Raw genomic sequence first — 22404 nt, forward strand, 5'->3', positions numbered from 1 at the left:
AGGATGGTCGTGCCGGGCCGGCGCGGGACGGTCCTCGCCGGCGGCACGACCGAAGGAGCACTCCCATGCCCACCACCACCCGGACCACCGGCCACTTCACCTTTGCCGACTGGAAGGAGGTCCCCGTGGGCCCGGAGGACACCCACCCCCGGCTCGCGCACGCCACCGTCACCAACGCCTTCGCGGGCGGCATCGAGGCCGAGTCCACGACCTGCGACTACGCCATCTCCTACCTGACCGGCACGACCGGCTCCTTCGCCGGAATGGAACTCGTCCGCGGCCGGGTCGACGGGCGCGAGGGCACCTTCGTCGTCGAGGAGCGCGGACGCTTCGCCCCCGACGGGACCGTGCACTGCTCCTTCGAGGTCGTCGAGGGCTCGGGCACCGGGGAACTGGCCGGGCTGCGCGGCACCGGCGGGTTCACCTACCGGCACGGGGAGACGAAGGTGCCGTACACCTTCGCGTACGAACTGGAGTGAGCGGACCGGGTCCGCCGCCCTCAAGTGCGTGGCTCGGCGAAAGCCGCTCTGTGTACAGTGGACCCGCCCTCGCGCGCTCCGCGCGTGCGCGGCGCCTCCTTAGCTCAGATGGCCAGAGCAACGCACTTGTAATGCGTAGGTCGTCGGTTCGAATCCGACAGGGGGCTCTCAGGTAAAGCAGCAGGTCATAGGCCGTTTAGTCACTGCCCGTTCGGGGAGGCCCCCGGGCGGGCAGTACGCATTCTGTACACATGATCTCGGCTACGCCTTCCCCGTGACTGGCGCACGCAGCTTGGACAGTGCGAGCGCCCGCCCGGCGTCCAGCCGGTCCGCCACCTCGTCCAGCCGGTCCGGGAACAGGTGGCCGTAGACGTTCAACGTCATGGCCGCGTCCTTGTGCCCGAGCATCGTTTGGACGACCTTCACGTCCGCGCCGGCCGCGATGGCGAGCGAGGCGGCCGTGTGCCTCAGCTTGTGCGGGGTGACGCCCAGGCCCTCGAGGCCCGCCGCCTTCACCGCGGGGTCGAACACCCTCGAGCGGAAGTTCGCGTACCGCAGCGGCCCGCCCTCGGGCGCGGTGAACAGCAGGTCGTCAGCCTTCCGGCTGACGCCCAGCTGGCCCAGCTCGTCGGCGAACGAGCGGGGGACGGGCACCGATCGCTTCTCGTGGTTCTTCACCGGCCCCAGGGCAAGCACGCCCGAGACGTCGGTGTAGTTCTGCACGATCCGGATGCGTCGCTGGGTGACGGCCAGGCGCCCGACCTTCACCGCGGACGCTTCCGCCCACCGGATGCCGCAGTACCCGAGGGTGAGCAGCAGCAACCGGTACTCGTCGGCCGCGGCCGCCAGCTGCTCCAGCTGCTCGTAGGACAGGTAGACGTGCTCGTCCTCGTCGTCCGGCCGGGGAAGCTCGTGGTCGTGGCACGGGCTGACAGAGACGCGCTTCGAGAACACCGCGTGCTTCATGACCATGGCCAGCACCCGGTACGCCTTGACGATCCGCGCCGGCCCGAGCACCCGCCCGGCTTTTCCAGGCTTCGTCTCCAGCTCGGTCACCCAGGCGTCGACGTCCTCCCACTGCACGGCGGAGACCTGCCAGTCACCCCACTTCGGGATCACGTAGTTGTCGAGCAGATCCCGGTAGTCCCGCTTCGTGGTCCGGCCGATCTTCCGCTTGGACGCGAACCACTCTTCGGCGACGACCTTCACCGCGGCCTTGCCCGACTTCGGGTCGCGGTAGGACCCCTTGTCGAGCCGCGCCGTGATCGCGGCCTTCTCCGCCTCGGCCTGCGGGAGCTTCCCGAACGTCTTCGACTTCGGCCGGCCATCCGGCCCGTACCAGCGCACCCGCCAGCGGCCGGGAGCCTGCCGCTTGGAGCCCTCCCGCTTTGCCGCCTGCCAGGACTCCAGCGACTTCCGGTAGTCGGCGTGGCCGGCGCGGTCCTCGATCCAGACCCTAGCCATCGTCCCCCCTGTCCTTCCATGACCCGTCCGCGTTGTCGCCGGTCAGGTCGAGCAGCCGTTCGTAGTCCTTCCGGGCCTGCTCGGCGTCCCACTGCGCGTAGGTGCTCGCCGGCATGCCGCGCCACCCGTCCGGCAGGGCGTCGGCGCTGAAGTAGCGCCAAGCCTTGTCCGGGTCGTCCGTGTCGGAGGGCAACGGCCGCATGCCGTGCGCCCACTCCCACGCGGCCCGAGCCGCGACCTCGCCAGCACCGGTGATCTCCACCGTGGTCGGAACGGCCTCGCCGGATGCTGTGAAGTCGTGGGTCCTCGCGGTCGGCGGCAGAAGCAGCGCCGCGGGGTGCACACCGAGGGCGACAGTCAGCGCCATCAGGTCGTCGGCGTCGACCCGGCGCGTGCCCATCTCGATTCTGGAGATACCCAGGGGCGGGATGGCGCGTCCGAGTTCGCCGACGCGGTCAGAAAGCTGCTTCTTCGTCAGGCCGGCGGACTCGCGGAGTCGCTGCACGTTGGCGCGCACCTGCTCCCCGGTCGGGCCGAGCGATGTTGTTCGTTCGTCTGCCACGAGAGAAACCGTCGCATCAAAATGATGTGAGCGCAACCCCTTGGATGTCTCGCGTTACGCATGTATCGTCACTCTTGATCGTTCACGCATCATCATGATGCGTCACGCATCTAAGGGGTGAGCTTGCATGGCGGAAGTGAAGCTGTCGCCGCGACAGCTGGCAGAGGAACTGGGGGTGAGCACCCGGACGCTGGCGAACTGGCGGTGGTCCGGGGTCGGCCCCCGCTACACCAAGCTCGGGGACGGGCGCACCGCTCGCGTCCGCTACCGGCGCGCGGACGTCGACGCATGGCTGAAGGCCCGGGAGAGCGGGGCCGCGGCGTGACCACCGAAAAGACGAACGCCCCCGCAGCAACGGGGGCGAACGAGGAAGACCAGCTGAGCGCCGGGTCTTCGCACACCGTAGCGCAGGCCACTGACGCCAGGAAGCGGGACGTCTGCACGCCCCTCGATGGCGCGCTGTGGCTCATCCGGCACGGCTTCCCCGTGTTCCCCTGCGACCACCCCCGCACGCCCCGCTGTACCGGCCTGCACAAGACGTGCGACGGATCCCGCGGCAAGCACCCCACTGTGGCCTTCACCCGAGCGTGGACGCTCGACGAACGGCGCGTGCACGAGACCTTCAGTCGCGGATTTCGGAACCCTGCCGTGGCCGTAGGCGCCTGCTCGGGTCCCGGCGGGATGCGGCTGCTCGTGGTCGACAGCGACCGGCCCGGAGCCATCGAGGACGTAGCAAGCGCCCGCGGCGAGCAGTGGCTGGCCACCATGCGCGTCCTCACCGCCAAGGGGCACCACGATTACCTCTGGGTCCCTGCCACGCTGAAGCTGGGCAACGGGCTCGGCACGCTGCAGGGCGAGTTCGACGGCGACGTCCGGGCGGGGAACGCCTACGTCATCGGGCCCGGGGCGCGCCACGCGTCCGGCGTCCGGTACGTGGTGGACGACCCCGAACAGCCGCCCGTCCTGGCGCCTGCCTGGCTGCTGGACGCGCTCGTGACGCGTCCGCACTTTGAGGCCCGCCGGGCGCAGTGGCGGGACGCATCCCATCCGGCATCCGGGCAAGCGCCCCGCAGCGCCCGCGGCCTGGTCGCGTTCGTTCTCGACTCCCGCCCCGGGCAGCGGAACAACCGGCTGTTCTGGGCCGCCTGCCGGGCCGCCGAGGCCGCCCGGGATGGCCACCAGGACGCCCGGGACGCCCTCTTGGAAGCGGCCGTCCAGGCGGGCCTGGAGGCCCGGGAGGCCGCCGCCACCATCCGATCCGCGTACAACCGCACGGGAGCCACCGCATGACGACCCCACCGCCCAGCAACCCGATGGCCGTGGCGCGCGTCCTGCTGCCGTCCTGGACCGACGAAGCCCAGCGGCCGACGCTGCTGCACTGGCGCGGCCAGTGGATGCAGTGGGAAGGCGCGCACTGGCGGGAGCTGGACGCCGCCGAGGTGCGCGCCGTGGCGTACAAGGAGCTGGAGCACGCCCAGTACGAGGCGGAGACGCCCAAGGGCGGCACCGAGGTGAAGGACTGGGCGCCGAACAAGAAGAAGATCGCTGATCTGATGGAAGCCATGGCCGCGATTCGCATCCTGGCCCCGTCCGTGGACGCTCCGGCGTGGACCGACGGCACGGAGCCGCGCACGCCGATCGTCGCGTGCACCAACGGCCTGTTGGACGTGGCCTCGCAGCAACTGCGGCCGCTCACACCTGAGTTCTTCAACCTCGTGTCCGTCCCGTTCGACTACGACCCCGATGCCAACTGCCCGACGTGGCTGGCGTTCCTGCGCAAGGCGTGGCCGGACGACATCGAGTCCATCAAGGCCGTACAGGAGTGGTTCGGGTACGTCCTGTCCGGCCGCACCGACCAACAGAAGATCCTGCTCGTCGTCGGTCCCACCCGCTCCGGCAAGGGCACCATCGCGCGCATCCTCGGTCTGCTCGTCGGCAAGGGCAACGTTGCCGGGCCGACGCTGGCCGGCCTCTCCACGAACTTCGGTCTGTCCCCGCTGCTGGGCAAGCCGCTCGCGGTCATCTCCGATGCGCGCCTTGCAGGCCGCGACGGGCACCAGATCGTCGAACGGCTGCTGACCATCTCCGGTGAGGACACCATCGACGTGGACCGCAAGTACCGGGAGCCCTGGACGGGGAAGATCCCGGCTCGGCTGATGATCCTGTCCAACGAGCTGCCGAACTTCGGTGACTCCTCCGGGGTCATCGCGCGCCGCTTCATCGTGCTGAACATGACCGTGAGTTGGCTCGGCAAGGAAGACACCGCGCTGACCGGCAAGCTGGCCGCGGAACTTCCCGGCATCCTGAACTGGGCCCTGCATGGCCTGGCCCGGCTGGAGCGCAACGGCCGTATCACGCAGCCGCGTTCGTCGACGGACGCGATCACCACCATGCAGGACACCGCGTCTCCCACGTCCGCGTTCGTCCGCGACCGTTGCGACGTCGGCCAGGACTGCTCAGTTCCGGTCGATGTGCTGTGGGAGATGTGGAAGGACTGGGCCGAGGACCAGGGAATGCGGCCCGGTACGAAGGCGCTGCTCGGCCGTGACCTGCTTGCCGTCGAGCCGCGCATCCGCAGGGCGAAGCCGCGAATCGGCGGCAAGCAGGTGCCCGTATACGAGGGCATCGGAGCCAAAAGGTGCGCCGACAATAGCGATTCGCCCGGCTCACCCGGCTCACCCGGCAACGCCGCAGGTCACGGCGTTGCGCGTGAGCCGGGCACCCCGGCTCACCCCGGCTCACTGTTCGACGATGAGCCGGGCATGAGCCGGGACGACGGAATTGCCCGGCTCAGTGAAAGCGCAGGCCAGGAAGCTGTGAGCCGGGGTGAGCCGGGTGAGCCGGGCAATTCTCCATTGTTGGCGCAGCTTCGGCCCAAGACGCGGTGCGCCCGATGCTCCCGCCCTCAGTGGAACGCCGAAGGCTCGCCCCTCTGTCTCGACTGCCGCCCCGCTGCTTAGGAGTCCCCCATGCCGACCCCCAAGCCCCGTACCTCGTACTGCCCCAGCTGCCGCCGCATCCGCGGTATCCGCACCGTCGGCCACACCACGGTCAGCGGCGAACCCTTCGACCTCGCACGGTGCGCCGACCGCGCCTGCGAACTCATCTGGGCCATCCGGCCCCACACCCGGACCACCTGACGAAAGGCCAGCCATGACCGACCAGCACACCGACATCGCCGAAGGCCTCACCCCCGAGCGGCGCGCACACGTCCTCCAGGGCCGCGCCTCCAACTACACGCCCGACCCCGGGTACGACCGGATCCTCGCCGACATGGCCAAGGACCCCGGTTACGCCGACACCCTCACCCCTCACCTGCGGCTGTGCGTGTCCACCTACGCCAACGACAAGGCCGCGCACGAAGACCTCAACAACTGATCGGAGAATGACCATGGCAACCCCCATCACCGCACTCGAGCAGCGCGTCGCCGACCTCCAGAAGCAGGCCGCCGGCCCCACTACCGAACTCGAGCAGGTGCGCGCCGAACTGGAGACCGCGCGCGAAGCCGAGGCGGCGCGTCAGGCCACGCGCGGCGAGGACTGGGAACGCGGACTCCTCAACGGCTGGGAGGAAATGGATGTCCAGCTGCAAGCCGAAGAGAAGCAGCACCGCGCGGACTTCCTCGCCGCCCTCCAGAACGACCCCGTATGGGCCGCCTGGACCCGCATGCGTGCCACCTGGCACCGCCGGAACGCCATCCGCTCCACCGCCGACGGTGCCCGGTACCGGGGGGCCGTCCGGGAGGGGAGGCCCACCCAGGAGGGGGCCGTCATCCCGCTCCTCAACTACCGGGAGCCCACCATCCTGTGGGACACCATCATCAAGGCCATCGAGGACCAGGGCCAGGACGCTGCCGACGCCGAGACCGCGCGGCTCCAGGCCGAGCGCGACGCATACGTGAAGGGGACCGACTGATGACCACAGACGCACTCGACCCGGGCGAGGACGGAACCTATCCGCACTTCCCCCGAGATGCACAAGGCAGGCCGCTGTGGTCCGACCACGCCATGACCGATGGGCAAGCGGTCGACGGCCAGGCGCCGATGCCGCGAGGACCACGACGCAAGCGCGGACCGAACGGCGACGTCATCACCATCGACCTGACACCGACCGGACCGAACGGCCAGCCCATCGACCCGCCGGACCTCCCGCCGGCCGCATGACCAACCACCGCGGCGTCAAAGCCACCCCGTGACGAACGGGGAGCCATGGCCGGAGAGCGGAGCCACAGCCCTCGGGCCCCTTTCTCCGCAGTGACCCGACCAGCGCCACCAGTAGGCCCGCCGGACACCTCGCATCCGGCGGGCCTCGGTCATGTCGAGCAGCTGCACGACGGACGCCACAGCGCCTCGACACAGCCGCGCCGCCGAAGTCGACGGCCCTCGTCGCCTGCCTGCCCCTGGGGGGTGACTCCCCCCGGGCCCCCACGGCCACCCGCCGGGGAGGGAAAATCCTGCGCCCGCGAATCAGAGGGTTCTGATCACCCGCAGGAACGGCCCAATCGGCCATCGCGCAAGCCACCCTCCCCGGCGGGTGGCCGTGGGGTGGGGAAGGGAGTCACCCCCCGGTAGACGGATCCGGGGCGACGACGAACGTGCCCTTGTTGGGCAGCGTCACGACCAGGCCGCGGTCCCGGAGTTCCTGGACGGCCCGCCGGGCGGTGCCCGGGGCGACGCCGTACTGAGCGCCCATGTCCCGCTCGTTCGGCAGGCGTGCCCCGTGCGGGAGCCGACCGGATCGGATCTCGGCTTCCACTTCGTTGGCGACGCGCACGTAGACGTAGACGAACGGGTCTTCGCTCATGCTCCGGAACGTAGGGCGGCATCCCGCGACGGGCACCCGTAGGTAGCGTCATGTGGCCGTATGGGGTGCCCTGTAGTGGCCTATAGCGGTACGGTCCGACCAGCGGAAAGCCCCCGCAACCGGCCAGGGTTCGGGGGCATGGACGACTGGATGGAGTCGACATGAGCGAGCGTACCCAGGGCCCGCCGGCAGCGACAGGCACCTACCGGGCAGGGCCCGCGGGACTGGCCTACCGGGCGCTGCTGGAGCACACGCAGCAGTGCGAGCAGTGCGTAGACGACGTGCAGGAGTGCGCGACCGGGCGGGCGCTGGTGCGGACCCTGCGGGAGGCCGCGCGCCCTCGATGAGACTCCGGTCCGGCCGCTGAAGCTTCCCCCGGGCGGAGCGGTCGGGCCGGGCATGGGAACGGCCCCCGTCCTCGATGACCGAGGCGGGGGCCGTTGCCGTGCTGGGTCAGTTCTGGTGCGGGCAGTTCTCTACCCACCATCCGCACTGCCCGCAGTACTCATGGACGAGGGCGAGGAATCGACGGATCATGCCTGGTTCACCTCCCCCTCGACGACGTCGTACCGGACCTGTTCGGAGAGGTCGTGAATGATCAACATCCCCTCTCGACGCTCGACACGCACACCGTTGTGACCAGCCTCTTCACCCTCGGAGAGAGGGGCGGACCCCGGTGGGGGAGCGGGGTTAGCTGCATCGGCCACCGGTTTGCGGGCGGCCCGCCACAGGGCGGTCACGGCGACCGCCCACACGGTGAGCACTCCGGCCTCCTCGGAGGCGGCGAACACCGCGGCCAGGGCGCCGCCGCCGAGGACGACCAGGACGCACCCGCCGGCCGCCCTCGACGGCTCCTCGACGGCCCGCTCCTTCGCCGCCATCACAGGACCCCGTACACGGCCTGGCCCAGCCAGTTCACGGCCTGCGCCAGGGGCACCGCCGCGAACCCCGCCACGCCCGCGCTGGTGCCGAGGCAGATGCCGCACCAAGCGCCGGCCTTCAGGTCCCGGCCGTACTTCGACTTCTTCGCCGCGGCGACCATCGCCACGGTGAGGATCAGGACGAGGGCGCCGCCGGTCTGCGTGAGCGGCAGGTAGGCGCTACCGGTGGCGGACTGGCCGGTCTGCCCGCCGACGCCCCAGACGAGGGCGACGTCGCCGAGCCAGTTCGTGATCCACAGGGTGGTGTCGGCGACCCAGCCGACCAGGCCGCCGACGGTGAGGATCGCGAGGACGCCGTATGCCCAGGCGAGGACGAACGGCAGGAGGCTGCCGACGAGCTGGGGCTTCTTCTGCAGGGCCTTGTGGCCCGGGTACCACTGGACGAGGGTGGCGACGAGGATGCACACGCCGATGGTGACGCCGCCGATGGTGACGATCTGCATGGTGGGTTCCTTCAGCGGAAGAGGGCGGCGGCGAGCGCGGCCACGGTGAGGATGAGGGCGCACGTCCCGGTGACCGGGGGCACGGTGCGGACGTCGACCAGGGCGAGCCCTGCCAGGGCCACGAGGGCCGCGAGGGTGAAGGCGACGGCGAGGATCACGTGTCCTCCCGGGCGGTGCGCAGGAGGCGCCGGCCGTAGCCGTCGCTCACGCCGAGGCGGGTTCCGATCTCGGTTCCGGTGAGTTCCGGTTCGGTCTCCAGCCACGTCCGGACGGTGGCGACGCGGGCCTCGAAGGTGGTGTTGCCGCTGTCCTCGGAGGCCAGGTCGTCGGCGCCGGTTCCGGGGACCGGAACCAGGTGCGGAACCGTGGGCGGAACTGGTTCCGGTGCCGGTTCCGGGGCGGGTGCGGTCCGCTCGGACACGATGCCCCAGGCGCGGTAATCGTCCAGTTCGGGGCCGGTTCCGCTGTCGGTTCCGCTGGTTCCGCCCGCGAGTTCCGCCAGGGGCGGCCAGGGGCCGAGGACGGGGCCGACGGGGGCCACGTCGGCGGGTTCGGGGGCCCGTTCGATGGTGATCGGTTCCGCCGGTTCCGCCACCGGTTCCGCCGGGGCGGCACTCGGTTCCGCGACCGGTTCCGCCGGGCCCTCGGAGAGGCGGTGCACCCGCCACAGGACGAGCGGAGCGATCGCCGACACGGCCACCACGAGGGGCGCGTTCACCGGCAGCAGCTTCACCGCCACAAGGTGCGAGGCAGCGTTCACCACGATCAGGGAGCAGACGACCGCGAACACGTCACGGCGGGCCCGCAGAGCGGCGATGGCGTACACGTCCAGGGCCGCCGGGACGCCGGCGGCAACGTAGGTGCCGAAGCCGCACGCGACGGCCAGCTCGTACTCCGCGCTGGCGAGGACCGCGAGGACCGCGGCGAGCGCGGCCCAGAGCAGGGGGTCGCGCTTCACAGGGCACCCCCGCGGGCGTTCAGGCGGGCGTCGTCCAGGTCGACGCTCAGGCAGTCGAGAGCGTCCGCGTAGGCGCGAAGCCGGTCGGCGAACTCGTGGACCTGGTCCGGGCCCATGTCCTCGCTGGCCGACCCCACGCCCATGACGGGCTCTCGGAGGATGCTGCTGAACGGGGCGTGCGTGATCTGGGCGGACAGCATGGTCTCGCTGCCGCCGGGGGCGGGGAAGACGAGTTCCTCCCCCCGGTGCGTGAAGTCGGGCGCGAACGTCCCGCGGGTCTTCTCGTCGGCGTGGTCGGACACGCACCAGTCGGGGCAGGTGACCGTCAGGGTTGCGCCGGGGGCGTCGAGCAGCGGGATCGTGTGGACGCGCGGGGCGCTGACCTGCGGCGCATCAAGGCGCATCAGGTCCGCATCAACGGGTGCGAGCGAGGGAGCGTCCCAGGTCTGGTGGAGGGCGTTCTGGTGCTCACCGGTGTGGCCGGCGGGGAGTATGCAGGGGAGGCGGTGACGGCCGGGCCCGGGGCGCTCCCATCCGGGGCGGCGGGCGCCGCACAGGGGCGTGGTGGGCTGTACGTTGTGCTGCATGGCTCGGGTTCCTTGCTGGTGAAGGGTCCGGCCGTAGGCCCCGTGGTCGGTGGTTGGACACCGCCCGGGGCCGCCCCGTTCTCGTACACATTCCGTACACATGAGAACGGGATCAGCCGGGATTACTTGGGATCAGGCGGGATGCCAAATCCCCAGGTCAACCGGCCTATGAGGGTCCTGCTGCTGGTCACCGCGAGAGCGCTAAAGACCTTGTAATGCGTAGGTCGTCGGTTCGAATCCGACAGGGGGCTCAACGGAACCCCAGGTCACATAGCCCGTGACCTGGGGTTTTCTGTTGCTCAGGGCATGGCGGGTCACACGGTCAGGGTGCCGTGACTTTGTCTGCGTGAGCGATGCGTGAGCGGAGCCGCTCGGGGACCTACTTCTTGGGCTTCTGCCGCTTGGTCTTCTTGGCGGCCTTGGTCTGGGCTTTCGCCCTGCCCTTGGATGTCCCGCCCTTACCCTCGCCAGCCTTCTTGACCTTCTCCTTCTTCGCGGCCTTGAGCGCCGCCTTCTCGGCCTCGGCCTTGCGCTGGAGGGGGACGAGCTTCGCGGTGGCCTCGGCGGCGCTCCTGCCGACGTGGGGCAGGACGCTCTGGTAGATGTCCCGTGTGATCCGGGTGTCGCTGTGGCCGAGGGTGTCCGACACGATCTTGATGTCGATACCGGCGGCGAGCATGAGAGTCGCCGCGCCGTGGCGGAGGTCGTGCAGTCGGATCGGCGGGAGGCCGGAAGCGGCGACGAGGCGCTCGAAGAGGTCGGTGACCTTGCCCGGATGGAGCCAGGAGCCGTCTTCCTGGGTGAAGACGTGGCCGGTCTCGACCCAGGCCGTACCCCATTTCTCGCGGTCTTGGCCCTGCCGTTCGCGGTAGCGCTTCAGGACGTCGACGGTGTCGTCGTCGAGCGCGACCACGCGGTAGCCGCTGTCGGTCTTGGGATCAGACGCCTCGATTTCCCATCCGTCCTGCACGAGTTGGGAGGAGACGGTGAGGGAGTGGGTGTCGAGGTTCGTCTCCGACCAGGGCTGCCCGCACGCCTCGCCACGGCGCAGGCCGCGGAAGGCGATGAGGTGCCACATCGCGTACAGCCGGTCCTCGGCGACGAAGTCGAGGAAGGCGCCGGTCTGCTGAGGTGTCCAGGCCATGACGGGCGACGGCTTCTCGCCCGTCTGCTCCCACTTGGTGACCCGTTCGTCGGTCCACACGAGCGCCTTCGGCTTGCGTACGGGGTCGATCTCGACGTGGGCGGCGGGGTTGAAGGTGATGATCTGCTGCCCGATCGCGTCGTTCAGCGATGCCCGGAGGGTGGCCTTGACGTGCTGGCGCGTGGCGGGTCCGGTGATGCGGCGGAAGGGCGGCATCTCGTCGATGGCGACCTTCATCGCCTTGCGTCGGGCTCGGTTCTCCGCGCCCTTCCACGGCACGGTCGCCATCTCGTCGAGCGCGGCTCGGCGCTGGGCGTTGTCCTCCAGGATCTGGGCGTTGGCGTCGCGGATGTCGGTGAACATCTCGCTGAGGTGGCTGACGCGCAGCCGGTCAAGGCGTCGGTTGCCGATGCGCGGCTTCAGGTGCATGCGGATGTCGGTCTCGTAGCGGTTGAGGCCGGACTTGCGTATGCGCTTGCCGGCCAGCCACCGGTCGAGCCACTCGGCGACGGTCAGGCTGCCGATGAGGTCCTGGCCGGCGTTGAGCCGCCGCCTCGTCTCTTCGACCTCGGGCAGAGGCGACCGTTCGCGGCTGACCTCGGCCAGCATCTCGGCGATGAGGTCGATGCCCTCGGGGTCGTCCGACTCGGCCAGCCCCAGGAGGGCGCGTACGTGGTCGAGGTCGGCCTGGGCCGCCTTGAGGCTGCCGTACGGCCTTGGGCGCCCCTTCCCCTGCCGCCCAGCCGAGGACAACCGCAGCGCCCACGAGCCAGCCGAGCCGCCACCGACGATGACCCGGTAGGAGAGTCAAATTCCCAGAGACCCGCCAGCAGCGTCGGCGAGGGCCTCTTCCCGGAAGCGTGGATCCGCGTCGGAGAGGCGCCTGTATATCAACGGTTGGGCCGGTCACCACGCGTGGTGACCGGCCCAACCGTTGATGCGCCTACTGTCCGTTCTCGGCCTCACTCCCGACGGAACACGCCGCCCCGCCCGCGATGCTTTCCAACGCGGCGTCCCTCAGGCTGCTCGGTCGCAGAAGCCATGCTCACAGGTGGCGGGCGAGTCGGTTCATCGTGAAGGAGGAGTGATTGCCAGACCTGCTCCTGCAAGGCGCGGATGCACGGGCCGCAGGCGAACATCGCCGCCTGGGCACCCGCAACACTCACGGGGCCGATCCATAGAACACGGGTCCATCGCTGGCCGCAGTAGAGCCAGCAGTAGCCGTCAGTCCACGTATTGCCGTCGTCAGTGTCTGCCGCGGCGGGCAGACCGCCGCGGGCGAACTCGGCGATGCCCGGGTATGAACCGCGGCGTCACGGCCAGTTCCATAAACACAGCTCGGTCCCCAAGATCACTCGCTCGGGACAGCTGCCCTGGCCGAAGCCTGCTTGTCGGCGTCGGCGAAGAGGAGCGTGGGCTCGGCCAAAATGTCCCTGCCGGCCTCGCTCTTGTAGATCTCGTCGACGCTGCCGAACCGGGCCTGTGCGTAGTCGAGGTCGAGCAGATCTGCCGCCTGTCGGACGGATGCCTCGTCGGGGCCCTCGATCTCGACGAAGGTGGGGAGGTCCGGCCAGGTGTCGAAGTCGAAGGCGACTTCGCCCAGGCGCCACTCCTCCCGGTAGTTCTCCTGGTAGCGCACCTCGCGCAGGCCGACGTTGCGGAGGATCTCGGCCATGGCGTGCAGGTCGGACACCTCGGTCTCGATCTCGGTGGTGCCGTCGATCGTCGTGGAGTCGGTGACCTGCTTCAGCGTGAGCGTGGAGCGGGTGGCCTCGTCCCTCAGGCGGACCCAGGCACCGCCTTCGAGGGCGTCGTTCTCGAAGATCTTCCGGGTGAGGAGGGTGCGCTCAAACGCCTGGACGGCTCCGAGCGCGATCAGTTTGGCCTGGAGGCCGGCGACGTCGACGGCGAGGAACTTGGCCTCGTACTCGTGCTTCATAGGTCCTTCTTCCCGTAGCTCTAGGAGGGGGTGGACGCACGGGCGGCGAGGAGAAGGCCCATGCGGTGGTTGTGGTCCTGCAGCTGTCCGACGTGAGCCTGCTCGGTGAACTCGTTGGTCCGCAGGGTGAGCAGGACGTCCCAGTCCCCGATGAAGTAACGCCGTAGCTTCTCGGGGGATGTGTAGTGCTCCAGCACGTGGTGGCGTTGCGTGAGGGGCATCATGAACTCCGCGCCGAACAGACCGCCAGGCCGGACCAGGCGCTGCATGCGGTCGACGAACTCGCCCAACGGCCGGTGGTGGTTGGCACTGTAATGCCACGAACAGCTCGTCCAGACAGCGTCGCAGGGGGCGGTGACGGGTTCGGAGGCGAGGAAGTCCTCCTCCACGACCTGGACACGGTCGTGAAGCCCTTCCTGCTTCAGCCGCTCGATCATGCCCATCGCGTGACCGGTTCTGTCACCCGGAAGTTGGACCTCGCCGCCGTGGAGGGCGAGCGGGTCGCGCTCGATGGCGATGACGCGGTAGCCGGCCGCGGCCAGTGGTACGACGAGTCTGCCGTCGCTCGCGCCGATGACCGTCACGGTGGAGTCAGGCTCCGTACGCTCCTTGAGCGCGGCGAGGAACTGGGGGAAGAAGGTGAGGGTGTGCCGCCACATGCTGGGTGTCTGCACGGGGTTGCTCTCCTTGCGGGTGGGTGCTCAGGACGGCTCGGAGTACCTCGTCGGGGGTGAGTCCGGTGGTGTTCACGCGGTGCATCGGGAACGAGGCGTAGGCGTCGGTGATCTTGTCTGCGGTGATCTCGGCGAGGGCGTCCCAACGCGAGACAGGCTTGTCACGCCTGGCGAGTCGGCGCTGACGCTCACTCTCCGCGCAGGCGAGGTAGTAGGTGACGGGACGAGGGATGCCCGGCGGCAGGGATACGGAGAGGTTGGCTCCGAAAGCGCGGTGGTTGGCCAGGCAGCGTGCGAAGTAGCTTTCGACGACGACCGGGGTGCCGGCGGACAGGTACCGCTGGATCTGATCGGTGGCGGTGAACAGGGCCGAGAGGTAGAAGCACATGCGTGCCTCTGCGTTTCCCAGCCGGTCGACCTCCTGCCGCAGTGCCTGGTAGGTGGGCGGCACGGTCGGGACCAGTACCGCGCCACGGGCGGCCGCGAGCATGGGGGCGAGGGTGGATTTGCCGGTGCCGCGGAGTCCTTCGACGCTCTCGAACGACGCCGGGTCAGACACGTCCGTACACCACGTCCGGCACCGCGAGGGTGAGTTCGTCGGTGGCGGAGGGCCGGTGGTCGATGTGGTCGGTGAGCTTGTCGTACCAGAAGGCGTGCGAGTCCTTGCCGACGGCCTTGCAGGACATGGTGAGCGCGCCGCGCGGGTCAGCTTCGATCCGCTCGATCTCCACAGGGCCCCTGGCGGGGAGGCAGGCGTCCGGCGCACCGAGCTCGGACAGGTCCTCGTCGAGGATCACCTCGATGTCCAGCTCGGCCGAGGCCAGGCGGTCACGAAGACGGGTGTAGGCCGTGGCGTCGTTGACGAGGAGCTCGGGGTGATCGGCTGCGTTGCCGACCGGCCGGAGGCAGTGGAGTTTCAGCTGCTCCACCCCGTAGTGCTGCAGTGTGCGGGCGAGCGGCAGGACCTCGTCGATGTTGCGTGAGGTGACCGTCATGGTCGCGCCGGCGCGGACGCCGAGTTGCTGGGCGATTTCGAGGGCGCTCAGGGCGCTGCGGTAGCTTCCGAACTTGCGGATCTTGTCGTTGGTCGTGCCGATGCCCTCCAGCGATACCCGGAGCAGGTCCAGGTCGGGGGCGATCTCGGTCAGTCGGCGCTCGATGCGGTAGCCGTTGGTGCAGATCTCGACCTGCATGCCCAGGTTCCGCTTGGCGTACCGGACGACCTGGGCAAGGTCTCGGTAGACGAACGGCTCGCCGCCTAGCAGGGTGACGGCCTCGGTGCCGTACTCGTCGCGCATCAGCGTGAGGAGGTTGACCGCCTCGTCCGTGGTGAAAGCGTCGGCGTGCTGGAGCCGTTTGCCGTGGAAGCAGTGCAGGCATTCGAAGTTGCAACGGTAGAGCAGCTGCAGGTACAGCATCCGGATCCTGCGGATCCCGGTGACTTCGCTGATCACGAGGGTCTCCTTCGAGGCGCTTGCCTGGTGGGAGACCTGATATTGGCGGGACAGGTACGGACCTCGTCACCGCGTATCGGGACGCTCCGAGGACGTCCTGGGACGTTTTCAGTGTGCGGAGAGCGCCTCCAGAATCTCGAGTACACGGCCGGTGTCCGTCAGATCGGGCAGAACCGTATGGGCACCGGCGTCTGCCAGCTCTTGGGGGCTGTGGACGCCGGAGGCGACCGCGATGATCTCGGAGCCTGTGGCGAGTGCGGCCTCCACGTCCCTCGGGGTGTCTCCGACGAGCACGACGGGCACGCCATCCGGGGCGCCCCGCAGCCGCTGGGCCCGCTCCCGGGCGACAGCGACCAAGTCGGGGCGCTGGACGGCATCGGCCCCGTAGGCGCCAACTGCCAGGTCGAGAAGGGGATCAAGACCGAAGGCCGCGACCTTCACGCGGGCGTTGTCCGCGATATTGCCTGTGAGCACCGACGACACCCAACTGCTGCGTACGGAAACCTCCTTCAGGACTTCTCGCACGCCGGGCAGGGCTGTCCCCCGGCGGCTGAGGTCCTGGAGACGCGCCTCACCTGCGCCGGACAGCGCCCCCTCGATGGCGGTCCAGTCCGGTTCGGCCAGGCCGTTCCGCTCGAACATGTCGCGCATGATCAGCCGGTCCGTACGCCCTTCCGTCCGCGCTGGCCCCGCGGGCGCCCTTCCCGCCAGGGCCGTGAAGGCGGCGGCGTAGATCTCCTTGCTGACCCCTGAGTTCTCGATGAGGGTGTGGTCGATGTCCCACAGGACGATGAGCTCCATGCATCAAGCGTAAATACAGCGGTCATGGCCCCCTCCTTCCGTGGAACGTCCCGAAACGTCCTTGCCGCTCCTGGCCGTCTCGGCTTGTATGGCGCCTGTGAACGAGCGATTGCACTCCGTGCTCGCCCAGCGCGGCATTCCACCTGAATCACTCGCGGAAGTCTGCGAGGTGGACCCCAAGACCGTTGGCCGGTGGCTCGGCGGGCGCGTTCCCCATCCTCGCCACCGCTTCCGCGTCGCCAAGCACTTACGGGTCGAAGAACTGTTCCTCTGGCCCGCACCGGCGCCGAGCACGCCCCAGCAACTCGCAGGTTCAGGTCAGGAGCTGGTCGGGACCTACCAGAACCGGGCGAGCGTCCCACGGGACACATGGCTGTCGCTGCTCAATAGCGCGCAGGAGCAGATCAGCGTCCTCGTTTTCTCCGGCACCTTCTTCGCGCAGTCCAACCCGCACGTCGCCAAGATGCTCGCCGAGCGCGCATCGAGCGGGGTGCGAGTGCGGCTCTGCTTCGGCGACTCGAAGGGCCAGGCCGCAGCAATCCGGGGCCACGAAGAGGGAATCGGCGACACGCTCGGCGCCAAGATCCGGGCCTCCCTGACCTACTATCGGCCCCTGCTGTCCGAGGCCGGATGCGAGGTGAGGCTGCACGACACCACGCTCTACACCTCCATGTTCCGTTACGACGATGACCTTCTGATCAACCCGCACGTCTGGGGCCAGCCGGCCAGCGCCAACCCCCTCCTCCATCTCCGCAGAGCAGACACGGCGGGCTGGTTCGACAACTACGCTCAGAGTTTCGAAGCTGTCTGGGCCACCGCACGGCCCTGGACACCCGACCAGGAGGGGCCCTCGCCGCATGGGCAGGACTGAGTACTACAACGACCCCAAGGCCCCCAAAGCGAACACGCTCATCCCCGCCAACAACCTGCTCGTCGTCGACGACAGCGGCGCCATACTCCTCCAGCGCCGCCGGGACACCGGCCAATGGGCCCTGCCCGGAGGAGCCCAGGACATCGGCGAGACGGCGGCCCAGTGCGCCGTGCGTGAATGCCTGGAAGAGACCGGAATCATCGCCCAGGTCACGGGCTTCCTTGGGGTTTACACGAACCCGAACCACATCGTGGCCTACACCGACGGCGAGATCCGCCAGCAGTACGAGAACACGTATATCGGTCGGCCGGTGGGCGGTGAGCCCACGATCAACGACGAGGCCGACGGCGTCCGCTACGTCCAGCCGAACGATCTGGACGATTACGACATCCATCCCAGCATGCGCCAGCAGATCGGCGACTACCTCGCCGGCACGTACCCCTACCTGGGCTGAGCGGCCAGGGCTGCTTCCACCCGGCCGACGGCGCCGAAGATCTCCGGGGCTGCCCGGCGGATGAACCGCCCGACCACGCTGTCGCCGCCATAGCGGCTGATGATCTCCGCGACCCGGTCTTGCACGCTGGTCCGGCCGCCCTCGGGCGTGGTCGTCATGTCGCAGTACACGAGCGCGTCCATTAGCAACGGCTCTGCCAGCAAGGGGAACTCGCTCGCCAGCTCCCCCTGCAGCCCCCGCTCCTCGGCTTCCAGAAGAGCGAACGAGTGGTTCGCCACCAGCCGTACCAACCGCTCGTCAGCCCCATGCTCGTCCCGAAGGAACCGCGCTCCGTCCAGTGGATGAAACCCCGTCACAACCAGCTGCGGCGCGTAGCCGACGTCGTGCAGCGTGGCGGCGGCGACGAGTAGTCCAGCGTTCTTACCGAGGACCTGCCTGATCTCGGTCGCACGTTCTGCCACTCCCTGTGTATGCGCCCATCGACGTGGAAGCGCGGTACTGAGTTCGATTTCCGCCAGTCTCGTTGCCCACTCTTCGATCAGATCACCCATGCCACGTTCCCGTCCGGGGTGTGCCCCGCGCATGGAGGCGGGCGTGAGGCTGTAGGACCGCGACCGCCGTTTCGCGTCTGCTGCAGTTCAGGGAACCATGGATCAATTCAAGGCGTCGCCCGTACCGTTGGCATCAGCGCTGTCGCTGGTCCACCAGGAGGGAGAGGTGTGCTGGCACGGACAACCCAATGACGCCTTTTAGCGCGTGGTGATCGGCCACCCGATCGCCACGTGTGATGAGGAACTGCTCCCACCGCGCTGACTATCGTCCACTCCTACCTCTGAAGGCCATGAACGCGTTTGACCGTTGGTACAAGGGGCTCAGCAGCTTCAACCGGGACCTCGTCCTGCAGCACTTCTGCGCAGAGGCTCCAGTTCCGCTGGGTGAACTTGCTTCCCAGCATGCCCTTCTTCGGGAGACTGCGCGGCAGTGTCGAAACTTCCTCATGGACGAGTTCAACCGCAGTGTCGAGGGGGATTCGATTCTCTGTGCCTGGATAGAGCACGCCGAGCTTGACCTGCGGAAACCTTGCCTCGTCAGTTCGCTTCTGGACCGCCACGCCTGGCTTGGTGAGAATATTGGGGACAGGCTCACCGTCCTCCGCCTGTTCATCGGCATGCGCTGGATGGACGCGACCACCTTCGCGTCCCCGACCGGACAGTGGATCTTCATGGATGATCTGGAAGAGTGTGCCGCCGCCGCGGTGAGAGCCCTTGATCTTGATGTCGGTGAGGTGATGAGCCTGTCGACAGCCTCCGCTCTTCTCGATGCACGCCAGGTGCCTGTCCCGAGCGATCTCGACACCCTGCGTCGGTGGTTGATCCAGTGCGGTCTTGACTGTGAGGGCAACCAGATCTCGTTGACTCGCTTCAAGCCCAAGCCAATCGAGACCGCTGTCGTCTCCGGCGGGCTGTCCGAGCTGGTCGAGCAGCTGTCCGCCCTCCTGCTAGTAAATATGAACGGCGAGAGCAAGCTTACTCTCGGTGACCTTCTTGGTGAGGCGGAGGAGGCGGACGGGGAGCTTGGAATGGTCTCGCGTATGCTCCGCGACGCCACCTTCACGGCGGGTGAGGGCTGGGTTGTCCAGAATCGCTCCACCGATTCCAAGCGCCGTCGAGTAGTGCAGGGCGAAGGGAGCTCGGCGGAACAAAGTGCTACGGAGGGTGATAGCCCTTCGAGTGCGGCCGAGGAAGTCAAAAACAGGGAAGCAGAGAGTGACGGGTCCATTCCGTTTACAGGCGCGCTGTCGGATGCCGGCGAAGCGGGTCTGGAGACGTCGCCCGGAGACCTCATCGCGCAGCTCCTCGAAGGCTGCGCTGAGGGCATGAGCACCTCGCTCATCGAGGGGGTATTGGACGGAGTCGCGCCACATGGAGAAGTGACAGAGGCGCTCTTCACGGATGCGCGCTTCGCGATCACGGCCAGGGGAGCCTGGTGCCTCCAAGCCGGTTCCGATACGACGGCACCCTCCGCTGCAGCGATCCCGGCCCAGGGACTTTCCTCCCGAGAAGACGCAGCGCCTGCCTCGATCACCGAGGCTGTCGGCAGCGTCGGCTCGCGCGGCGGGCTTCAGCGTGAGCGTGAGCGCCTCGACAAGGTGGAAGCCGCCTTGCGCGAGGCGGACGCCCCGCTGACTGTCGAGGAGCTGAAGGAGCGCACGGACGTCGCCATCGGGATCCATTATCTCCGGCAGCAGATCGAAGGGGACGCCCGCTTCAGCCGGAGCCAGCGGAACCAGTGGGCGCTGGCTGAGTGGCACCTCCCGGTGTACAAGCCGATCAAGGAACTGATCTCTGACCTGGTCGATGCGCACGGCGGCCAGGTCGAGGCAGACAAGGTCGTGGCGCTTCTTCGCCGAGACTTCGACATCAAGGAGTCCAGCCTTCGGGCCGCCATGTCCATTGCGCCATTCACCGCACGCGGAGGGGTCGTCCGCCGTATAGGGGAAGACCTGGGCTCCGAGGAAGCAGCTGTCCCCGCAGCCCGCACCTCTGAGACCGACGCGTCGGCCGAGCAGCAGCCCCGCCCCGTCGACGAGGCCCCCGACGTGGACGACCTCATGGACCACCTGGGATTGATCTGATGGCGGCTCCCCCCTTCCTCCGCGACTGCGGCGCGGAGTCCGACTACCGCAGCGACCGCAACAACCTGGTCGAGGACTTCTACTTGCCTGTCCTCGCTGCCTCCACCACCTACGATCGGGCCGTGGGCTACTTCGCCGCGTCCGTGGTCGCCACACTCGGTCAGGGAATCGACGAGTTCACCGCACGCGGCGGCACCATGCGGATCATTGCCTCCCCCTACCTCGATCCGGCCGACATAAAGGACATCGAGAACGGCTACGCGGTGCGCGAGGTCCTCCAGCGCGCTGCCCTCCGCGACCTGGAGCAAGCGGTCGAGGACGCGCGGGCAGCCCGCAGCCTCGGCAAGCTTGGACGACTGGTAGCCGAGAACCGAGTCGACTTCAAGCTGGCATACGTCGAAGAACGGGGCCGAGTCGGCATGTACCACGAGAAGATCGGTGTCTTCCGCGACGGTCGAGACGTCATCGCCTTCAAGGGCAGCGCCAACGAGACCCGCTCCGGTCTCGTCGGCAACTTCGAGGCGATCGAGGTCTACCGGAGCTGGGACCCGGGCGACGCACGTCGAGCCGCGCGCATAAGCAAAGACTTCGATGATCTCTGGGAAAACCGCACGCAGATGCTGCGCGTCATCCCATTCACCGAGGCCGCCACGGTGATTGTCGAGCGCAGCGCGCTGGCCACCGCCGGCCAGTCTGAGTTGGACGACCTGCCGACCGGCGGAACCCCCATCCGCACCACGCCGCTGCCTCTGCCCGGCACTCTGGCGATCCCGCCCAGCCTGAAGGTCCGCGACTACCAGAAGGAAGCCGTCCAGAACTGGTTCCGCAATCAGTGCCGAGGCATCCTCCGTATGGCCACAGGCACAGGCAAGACCCTGACCGCACTCTCCGCCGCCTCCCAGCTCGGCACGCTCCTGCGACAGAACGACGCGGCCGCCTCGCTCCTCACTGTCGTTGTGGCCCCGTACCAGCATCTGGTCGACCAGTGGGCCAAGGACATCGAGTGGTTCGGCGTGACACCGCTGCGCGCCTACGAGTCGACCATCAAATGGTCCCCGCGCGCCCACAACCTGCTCCAGAGCATCGCCTTAGGAGGTAGCCGTGGCGGCGTCATCGTTACCACCAACGCTACCTTCGGCGGCGATGCTTTCCAGACCCTGCTCGGCTCCTACCGGGGGCACCTCCTCCTCATTGCGGACGAGGCCCACAACCTAGGCGCCGCGCACCTGCGTACCCGCCTCCCGGAGAGGGCCCAGTACCGCCTCGGTCTCTCCGCCACCCCGGAGCGGTGGTTCGATGAGGAGGGCACCGACGCCCTCACCGACTACTTTGACCGAGTCGTCTTCGAGATGGGCATCGGCGAAGCCATCCACCGCGGTGCCCTGTGCCGCTACACCTACACACCCATCCTCGTGGAGCTGGACGACGAAGAGGCCGAGCTGTACGCAGAGACCAGCGCGAAGATCGCCCGCTTGATCGCGGCTGGCACGGACTTGAAGGAGACCGCCGACCGGGACAGCCCGCTGGGCCGACTCCTGAAGAAGCGCGCGGATATCATCGGCCACGCCCGCGGCAAGCTGGAGATCCTCTACGCGGAGATCGAGAAGCGCTGGGACATCAGCCACCAGCTGATCTACTGCGCTGAGGGCAAGCACCCGCTTCTCTTCGAGCAAGGTACCGACGGCCCGCGCCAGATCGACCAGGTCATGGAGATGGTCGGCAACGAGCTGCACATGCCTGCTGCCCGTTACACCTCGGAGACGAAGCGTTCCGCCCGTTTGGACATCTTGCGCCGTTTCGAGAACAACGACCTCCAGGTCATTTCTTCCATGCGCTGCCTGGACGAAGGCGTGGACGTCCCGGCCTCCCGGACCGCCTACCTCCTGTCTAGCTCCTCTAACCCCCGCCAGTTCATCCAACGCCGCGGTCGCGTCCTGCGTAAGGCGCCCGGCAAGGAGCGCGCGGACATCATCGACTTCGTCGTCGTGCCTCCCGCAGGCGGGGACGCGATCCAGTACGAGACCGAACGCAGCTTGCTCCGCCGCGAGCTGGCCCGCGTCGAAGAGTTCGCCTACCTCGCGGATAACGAGGGGGACACCCTCAATGTCCTCCGCCCCGTACGCGAGCGCTACGGCCTCTTCGACACCTGAGACCCACTGCAAGTCCCCATTCCTTCTGTACCCGCTACCTCAAC

General features: G+C 68.4%; 28 protein-coding genes and 1 tRNA gene. 14 read left to right on the plus strand and 15 right to left on the minus strand.

Annotated elements, in window-relative coordinates; genetic code table 11:
• Positions 1 to 65 precede the first annotated feature (65 nt).
• Complete coding sequence (locus ACFYQA_RS11980; protein ID WP_388915223.1) at positions 66 to 479, plus strand: DUF3224 domain-containing protein; 414 nt, start codon at positions 66 to 68, stop codon at positions 477 to 479.
• A gap of 93 nt (positions 480 to 572) precedes the next feature.
• Positions 573 to 646: transfer RNA gene (locus ACFYQA_RS11985), tRNA-Thr, on the plus strand.
• 94 nt (positions 647 to 740) lie between these two features.
• On the opposite strand, the gene ACFYQA_RS11990 is transcribed toward ACFYQA_RS11985, so the two are convergent.
• Together ACFYQA_RS11990 and ACFYQA_RS11995 are read right to left on the minus strand one after the other, a co-directional pair.
• Positions 741 to 1943 carry a tyrosine-type recombinase/integrase gene (locus ACFYQA_RS11990; protein ID WP_388915226.1) on the minus strand — a complete coding sequence of 401 codons (1203 nt, stop codon included), beginning with the start codon at positions 1941 to 1943 and terminating at the stop codon, positions 741 to 743.
• Positions 1936 to 2505 (minus strand): helix-turn-helix domain-containing protein, encoded by a 570-nt coding sequence (locus tag ACFYQA_RS11995; RefSeq protein WP_388915229.1) that lies wholly within the window; start codon positions 2503 to 2505, stop codon positions 1936 to 1938. The genes ACFYQA_RS11990 and ACFYQA_RS11995 overlap by 8 nt, the downstream gene beginning before the upstream one ends.
• Positions 2506 to 2632: 127 nt before the next feature.
• Between ACFYQA_RS11995 and ACFYQA_RS12000 the strand changes: the two genes are divergently transcribed.
• Genes ACFYQA_RS12000 through ACFYQA_RS12030 form a run of 7 tightly spaced genes read left to right on the plus strand, consistent with a single transcriptional unit; the run spans position 2633 to position 6669 of the window.
• A complete protein-coding gene (locus tag ACFYQA_RS12000; protein ID WP_388915232.1) occupies positions 2633 to 2830 on the plus strand; it encodes a helix-turn-helix transcriptional regulator in 198 nt (65 codons plus the stop codon).
• Positions 2827 to 3795, plus strand: coding sequence for a bifunctional DNA primase/polymerase (locus tag ACFYQA_RS12005; RefSeq protein WP_388915235.1), 969 nt, complete (start codon positions 2827 to 2829; stop codon positions 3793 to 3795). The genes ACFYQA_RS12000 and ACFYQA_RS12005 overlap by 4 nt, the downstream gene beginning before the upstream one ends.
• Entirely contained in the window at positions 3792 to 5465 is a 1674-nt protein-coding gene (locus ACFYQA_RS12010) for a phage/plasmid primase, P4 family (protein ID WP_388915238.1), read from the plus strand. The genes ACFYQA_RS12005 and ACFYQA_RS12010 overlap by 4 nt, the downstream gene beginning before the upstream one ends.
• A 9-nt stretch (positions 5466 to 5474) precedes the next feature.
• Entirely contained in the window at positions 5475 to 5645 is a 171-nt protein-coding gene (locus ACFYQA_RS12015) for a hypothetical protein (protein WP_388915241.1), read from the plus strand.
• 13 nt (positions 5646 to 5658) lie between these two features.
• A complete protein-coding gene (locus ACFYQA_RS12020) occupies positions 5659 to 5883 on the plus strand; it encodes a hypothetical protein (protein WP_388915244.1) in 225 nt (74 codons plus the stop codon).
• Positions 5884 to 5896: 13 nt separating this feature from the next.
• Positions 5897 to 6421, plus strand: a complete 525-nt coding sequence (locus tag ACFYQA_RS12025; protein WP_388915247.1) for a hypothetical protein — start codon at positions 5897 to 5899, stop codon at positions 6419 to 6421.
• Positions 6421 to 6669, plus strand: coding sequence for a hypothetical protein (locus ACFYQA_RS12030; protein WP_388915250.1), 249 nt, complete (start codon positions 6421 to 6423; stop codon positions 6667 to 6669). The genes ACFYQA_RS12025 and ACFYQA_RS12030 overlap by 1 nt, the downstream gene beginning before the upstream one ends.
• A gap of 394 nt (positions 6670 to 7063) precedes the next feature.
• On the opposite strand, the gene ACFYQA_RS12035 is transcribed toward ACFYQA_RS12030, so the two are convergent.
• Positions 7064 to 7309, minus strand: a complete 246-nt coding sequence (locus tag ACFYQA_RS12035) for a GntR family transcriptional regulator (RefSeq protein WP_388915253.1) — start codon at positions 7307 to 7309, stop codon at positions 7064 to 7066.
• A 161-nt stretch (positions 7310 to 7470) separates the two neighbouring features.
• Here ACFYQA_RS12035 and ACFYQA_RS12040 point away from each other — a divergent pair, with 161 nt between their 5' ends.
• On the plus strand, positions 7471 to 7656 hold the full coding sequence (locus ACFYQA_RS12040; RefSeq protein ID WP_388915256.1) for a hypothetical protein: 186 nt from the start codon (positions 7471 to 7473) through the stop codon (positions 7654 to 7656).
• Positions 7657 to 7842: 186 nt separating this feature from the next.
• Here the strand turns inward: ACFYQA_RS12040 and ACFYQA_RS12045 are convergent, their stop codons facing one another.
• From ACFYQA_RS12045 to ACFYQA_RS12095, 11 genes are all read right to left on the minus strand, one after another.
• Positions 7843 to 8190 (minus strand): hypothetical protein, encoded by a 348-nt coding sequence (locus tag ACFYQA_RS12045; RefSeq protein ID WP_388915259.1) that lies wholly within the window; start codon positions 8188 to 8190, stop codon positions 7843 to 7845.
• Positions 8190 to 8693 (minus strand): hypothetical protein, encoded by a 504-nt coding sequence (locus ACFYQA_RS12050; protein WP_388915262.1) that lies wholly within the window; start codon positions 8691 to 8693, stop codon positions 8190 to 8192. Before ACFYQA_RS12050 ends, ACFYQA_RS12045 begins: the two co-directional genes overlap by 1 nt.
• Before the next feature lie 11 nt (positions 8694 to 8704).
• Positions 8705 to 8851 (minus strand): hypothetical protein, encoded by a 147-nt coding sequence (locus ACFYQA_RS12055; RefSeq protein WP_388915265.1) that lies wholly within the window; start codon positions 8849 to 8851, stop codon positions 8705 to 8707.
• On the minus strand, positions 8848 to 9651 hold the full coding sequence (locus ACFYQA_RS12060) for a hypothetical protein (RefSeq protein ID WP_388915268.1): 804 nt from the start codon (positions 9649 to 9651) through the stop codon (positions 8848 to 8850). The genes ACFYQA_RS12055 and ACFYQA_RS12060 overlap by 4 nt, the downstream gene beginning before the upstream one ends.
• Positions 9648 to 10238, minus strand: a complete 591-nt coding sequence (locus ACFYQA_RS12065) for a DUF6907 domain-containing protein (protein WP_388915271.1) — start codon at positions 10236 to 10238, stop codon at positions 9648 to 9650. Before ACFYQA_RS12065 ends, ACFYQA_RS12060 begins: the two co-directional genes overlap by 4 nt.
• A 379-nt stretch (positions 10239 to 10617) precedes the next feature.
• On the minus strand, positions 10618 to 12135 hold the full coding sequence (locus ACFYQA_RS12070; protein ID WP_388915274.1) for a tyrosine-type recombinase/integrase: 1518 nt from the start codon (positions 12133 to 12135) through the stop codon (positions 10618 to 10620).
• Positions 12136 to 12733: 598 nt separating this feature from the next.
• Positions 12734 to 13321 carry a class IV adenylate cyclase gene (locus ACFYQA_RS12075; protein WP_388915277.1) on the minus strand — a complete coding sequence of 196 codons (588 nt, stop codon included), beginning with the start codon at positions 13319 to 13321 and terminating at the stop codon, positions 12734 to 12736.
• 20 nt (positions 13322 to 13341) lie between these two features.
• A complete protein-coding gene (locus tag ACFYQA_RS12080) occupies positions 13342 to 13995 on the minus strand; it encodes a class I SAM-dependent methyltransferase (RefSeq protein WP_329210440.1) in 654 nt (217 codons plus the stop codon).
• Entirely contained in the window at positions 13913 to 14554 is a 642-nt protein-coding gene (locus ACFYQA_RS12085; protein ID WP_388915280.1) for a hypothetical protein, read from the minus strand. Before ACFYQA_RS12085 ends, ACFYQA_RS12080 begins: the two co-directional genes overlap by 83 nt.
• Positions 14547 to 15449: a radical SAM protein gene (locus ACFYQA_RS12090; protein WP_388915282.1), complete on the minus strand. Its 903-nt coding sequence runs from the start codon at positions 15447 to 15449 to the stop codon at positions 14547 to 14549. The genes ACFYQA_RS12085 and ACFYQA_RS12090 overlap by 8 nt, the downstream gene beginning before the upstream one ends.
• Before the next feature lie 108 nt (positions 15450 to 15557).
• A complete protein-coding gene (locus ACFYQA_RS12095; protein ID WP_388915285.1) occupies positions 15558 to 16250 on the minus strand; it encodes an HAD family hydrolase in 693 nt (230 codons plus the stop codon).
• A gap of 97 nt (positions 16251 to 16347) precedes the next feature.
• On the opposite strand from ACFYQA_RS12095, the gene ACFYQA_RS12100 reads away from it, so the two are divergent.
• Positions 16348 to 17121: an XRE family transcriptional regulator gene (locus ACFYQA_RS12100; protein ID WP_388915287.1), complete on the plus strand. Its 774-nt coding sequence runs from the start codon at positions 16348 to 16350 to the stop codon at positions 17119 to 17121.
• A complete protein-coding gene (locus ACFYQA_RS12105; protein ID WP_388915289.1) occupies positions 17108 to 17575 on the plus strand; it encodes an NUDIX hydrolase in 468 nt (155 codons plus the stop codon). The genes ACFYQA_RS12100 and ACFYQA_RS12105 overlap by 14 nt, the downstream gene beginning before the upstream one ends.
• Here the strand turns inward: ACFYQA_RS12105 and ACFYQA_RS12110 are convergent.
• Positions 17563 to 18126: an HD domain-containing protein gene (locus tag ACFYQA_RS12110; RefSeq protein ID WP_388915292.1), complete on the minus strand. Its 564-nt coding sequence runs from the start codon at positions 18124 to 18126 to the stop codon at positions 17563 to 17565. The two genes, ACFYQA_RS12105 and ACFYQA_RS12110, sit on opposite strands and share 13 nt — an antisense overlap.
• Positions 18127 to 18572: 446 nt before the next feature.
• On the opposite strand from ACFYQA_RS12110, the gene ACFYQA_RS12115 reads away from it, so the two are divergent.
• Together ACFYQA_RS12115 and ACFYQA_RS12120 are read left to right on the plus strand one after the other, a co-directional pair.
• Positions 18573 to 20210, plus strand: coding sequence for a hypothetical protein (locus ACFYQA_RS12115; protein WP_388915295.1), 1638 nt, complete (start codon positions 18573 to 18575; stop codon positions 20208 to 20210).
• On the plus strand, positions 20210 to 22360 hold the full coding sequence (locus ACFYQA_RS12120; RefSeq protein ID WP_388915298.1) for a DEAD/DEAH box helicase family protein: 2151 nt from the start codon (positions 20210 to 20212) through the stop codon (positions 22358 to 22360). Before ACFYQA_RS12115 ends, ACFYQA_RS12120 begins: the two co-directional genes overlap by 1 nt.
• The last annotated feature ends 44 nt before the right edge of the window (positions 22361 to 22404 follow it).

It is taken from the genome of Streptomyces sp. NPDC005774 (assembly GCF_042871645.1).
Classification (GTDB): domain Bacteria; phylum Actinomycetota; class Actinomycetes; order Streptomycetales; family Streptomycetaceae; genus Streptomyces; species Streptomyces pratens.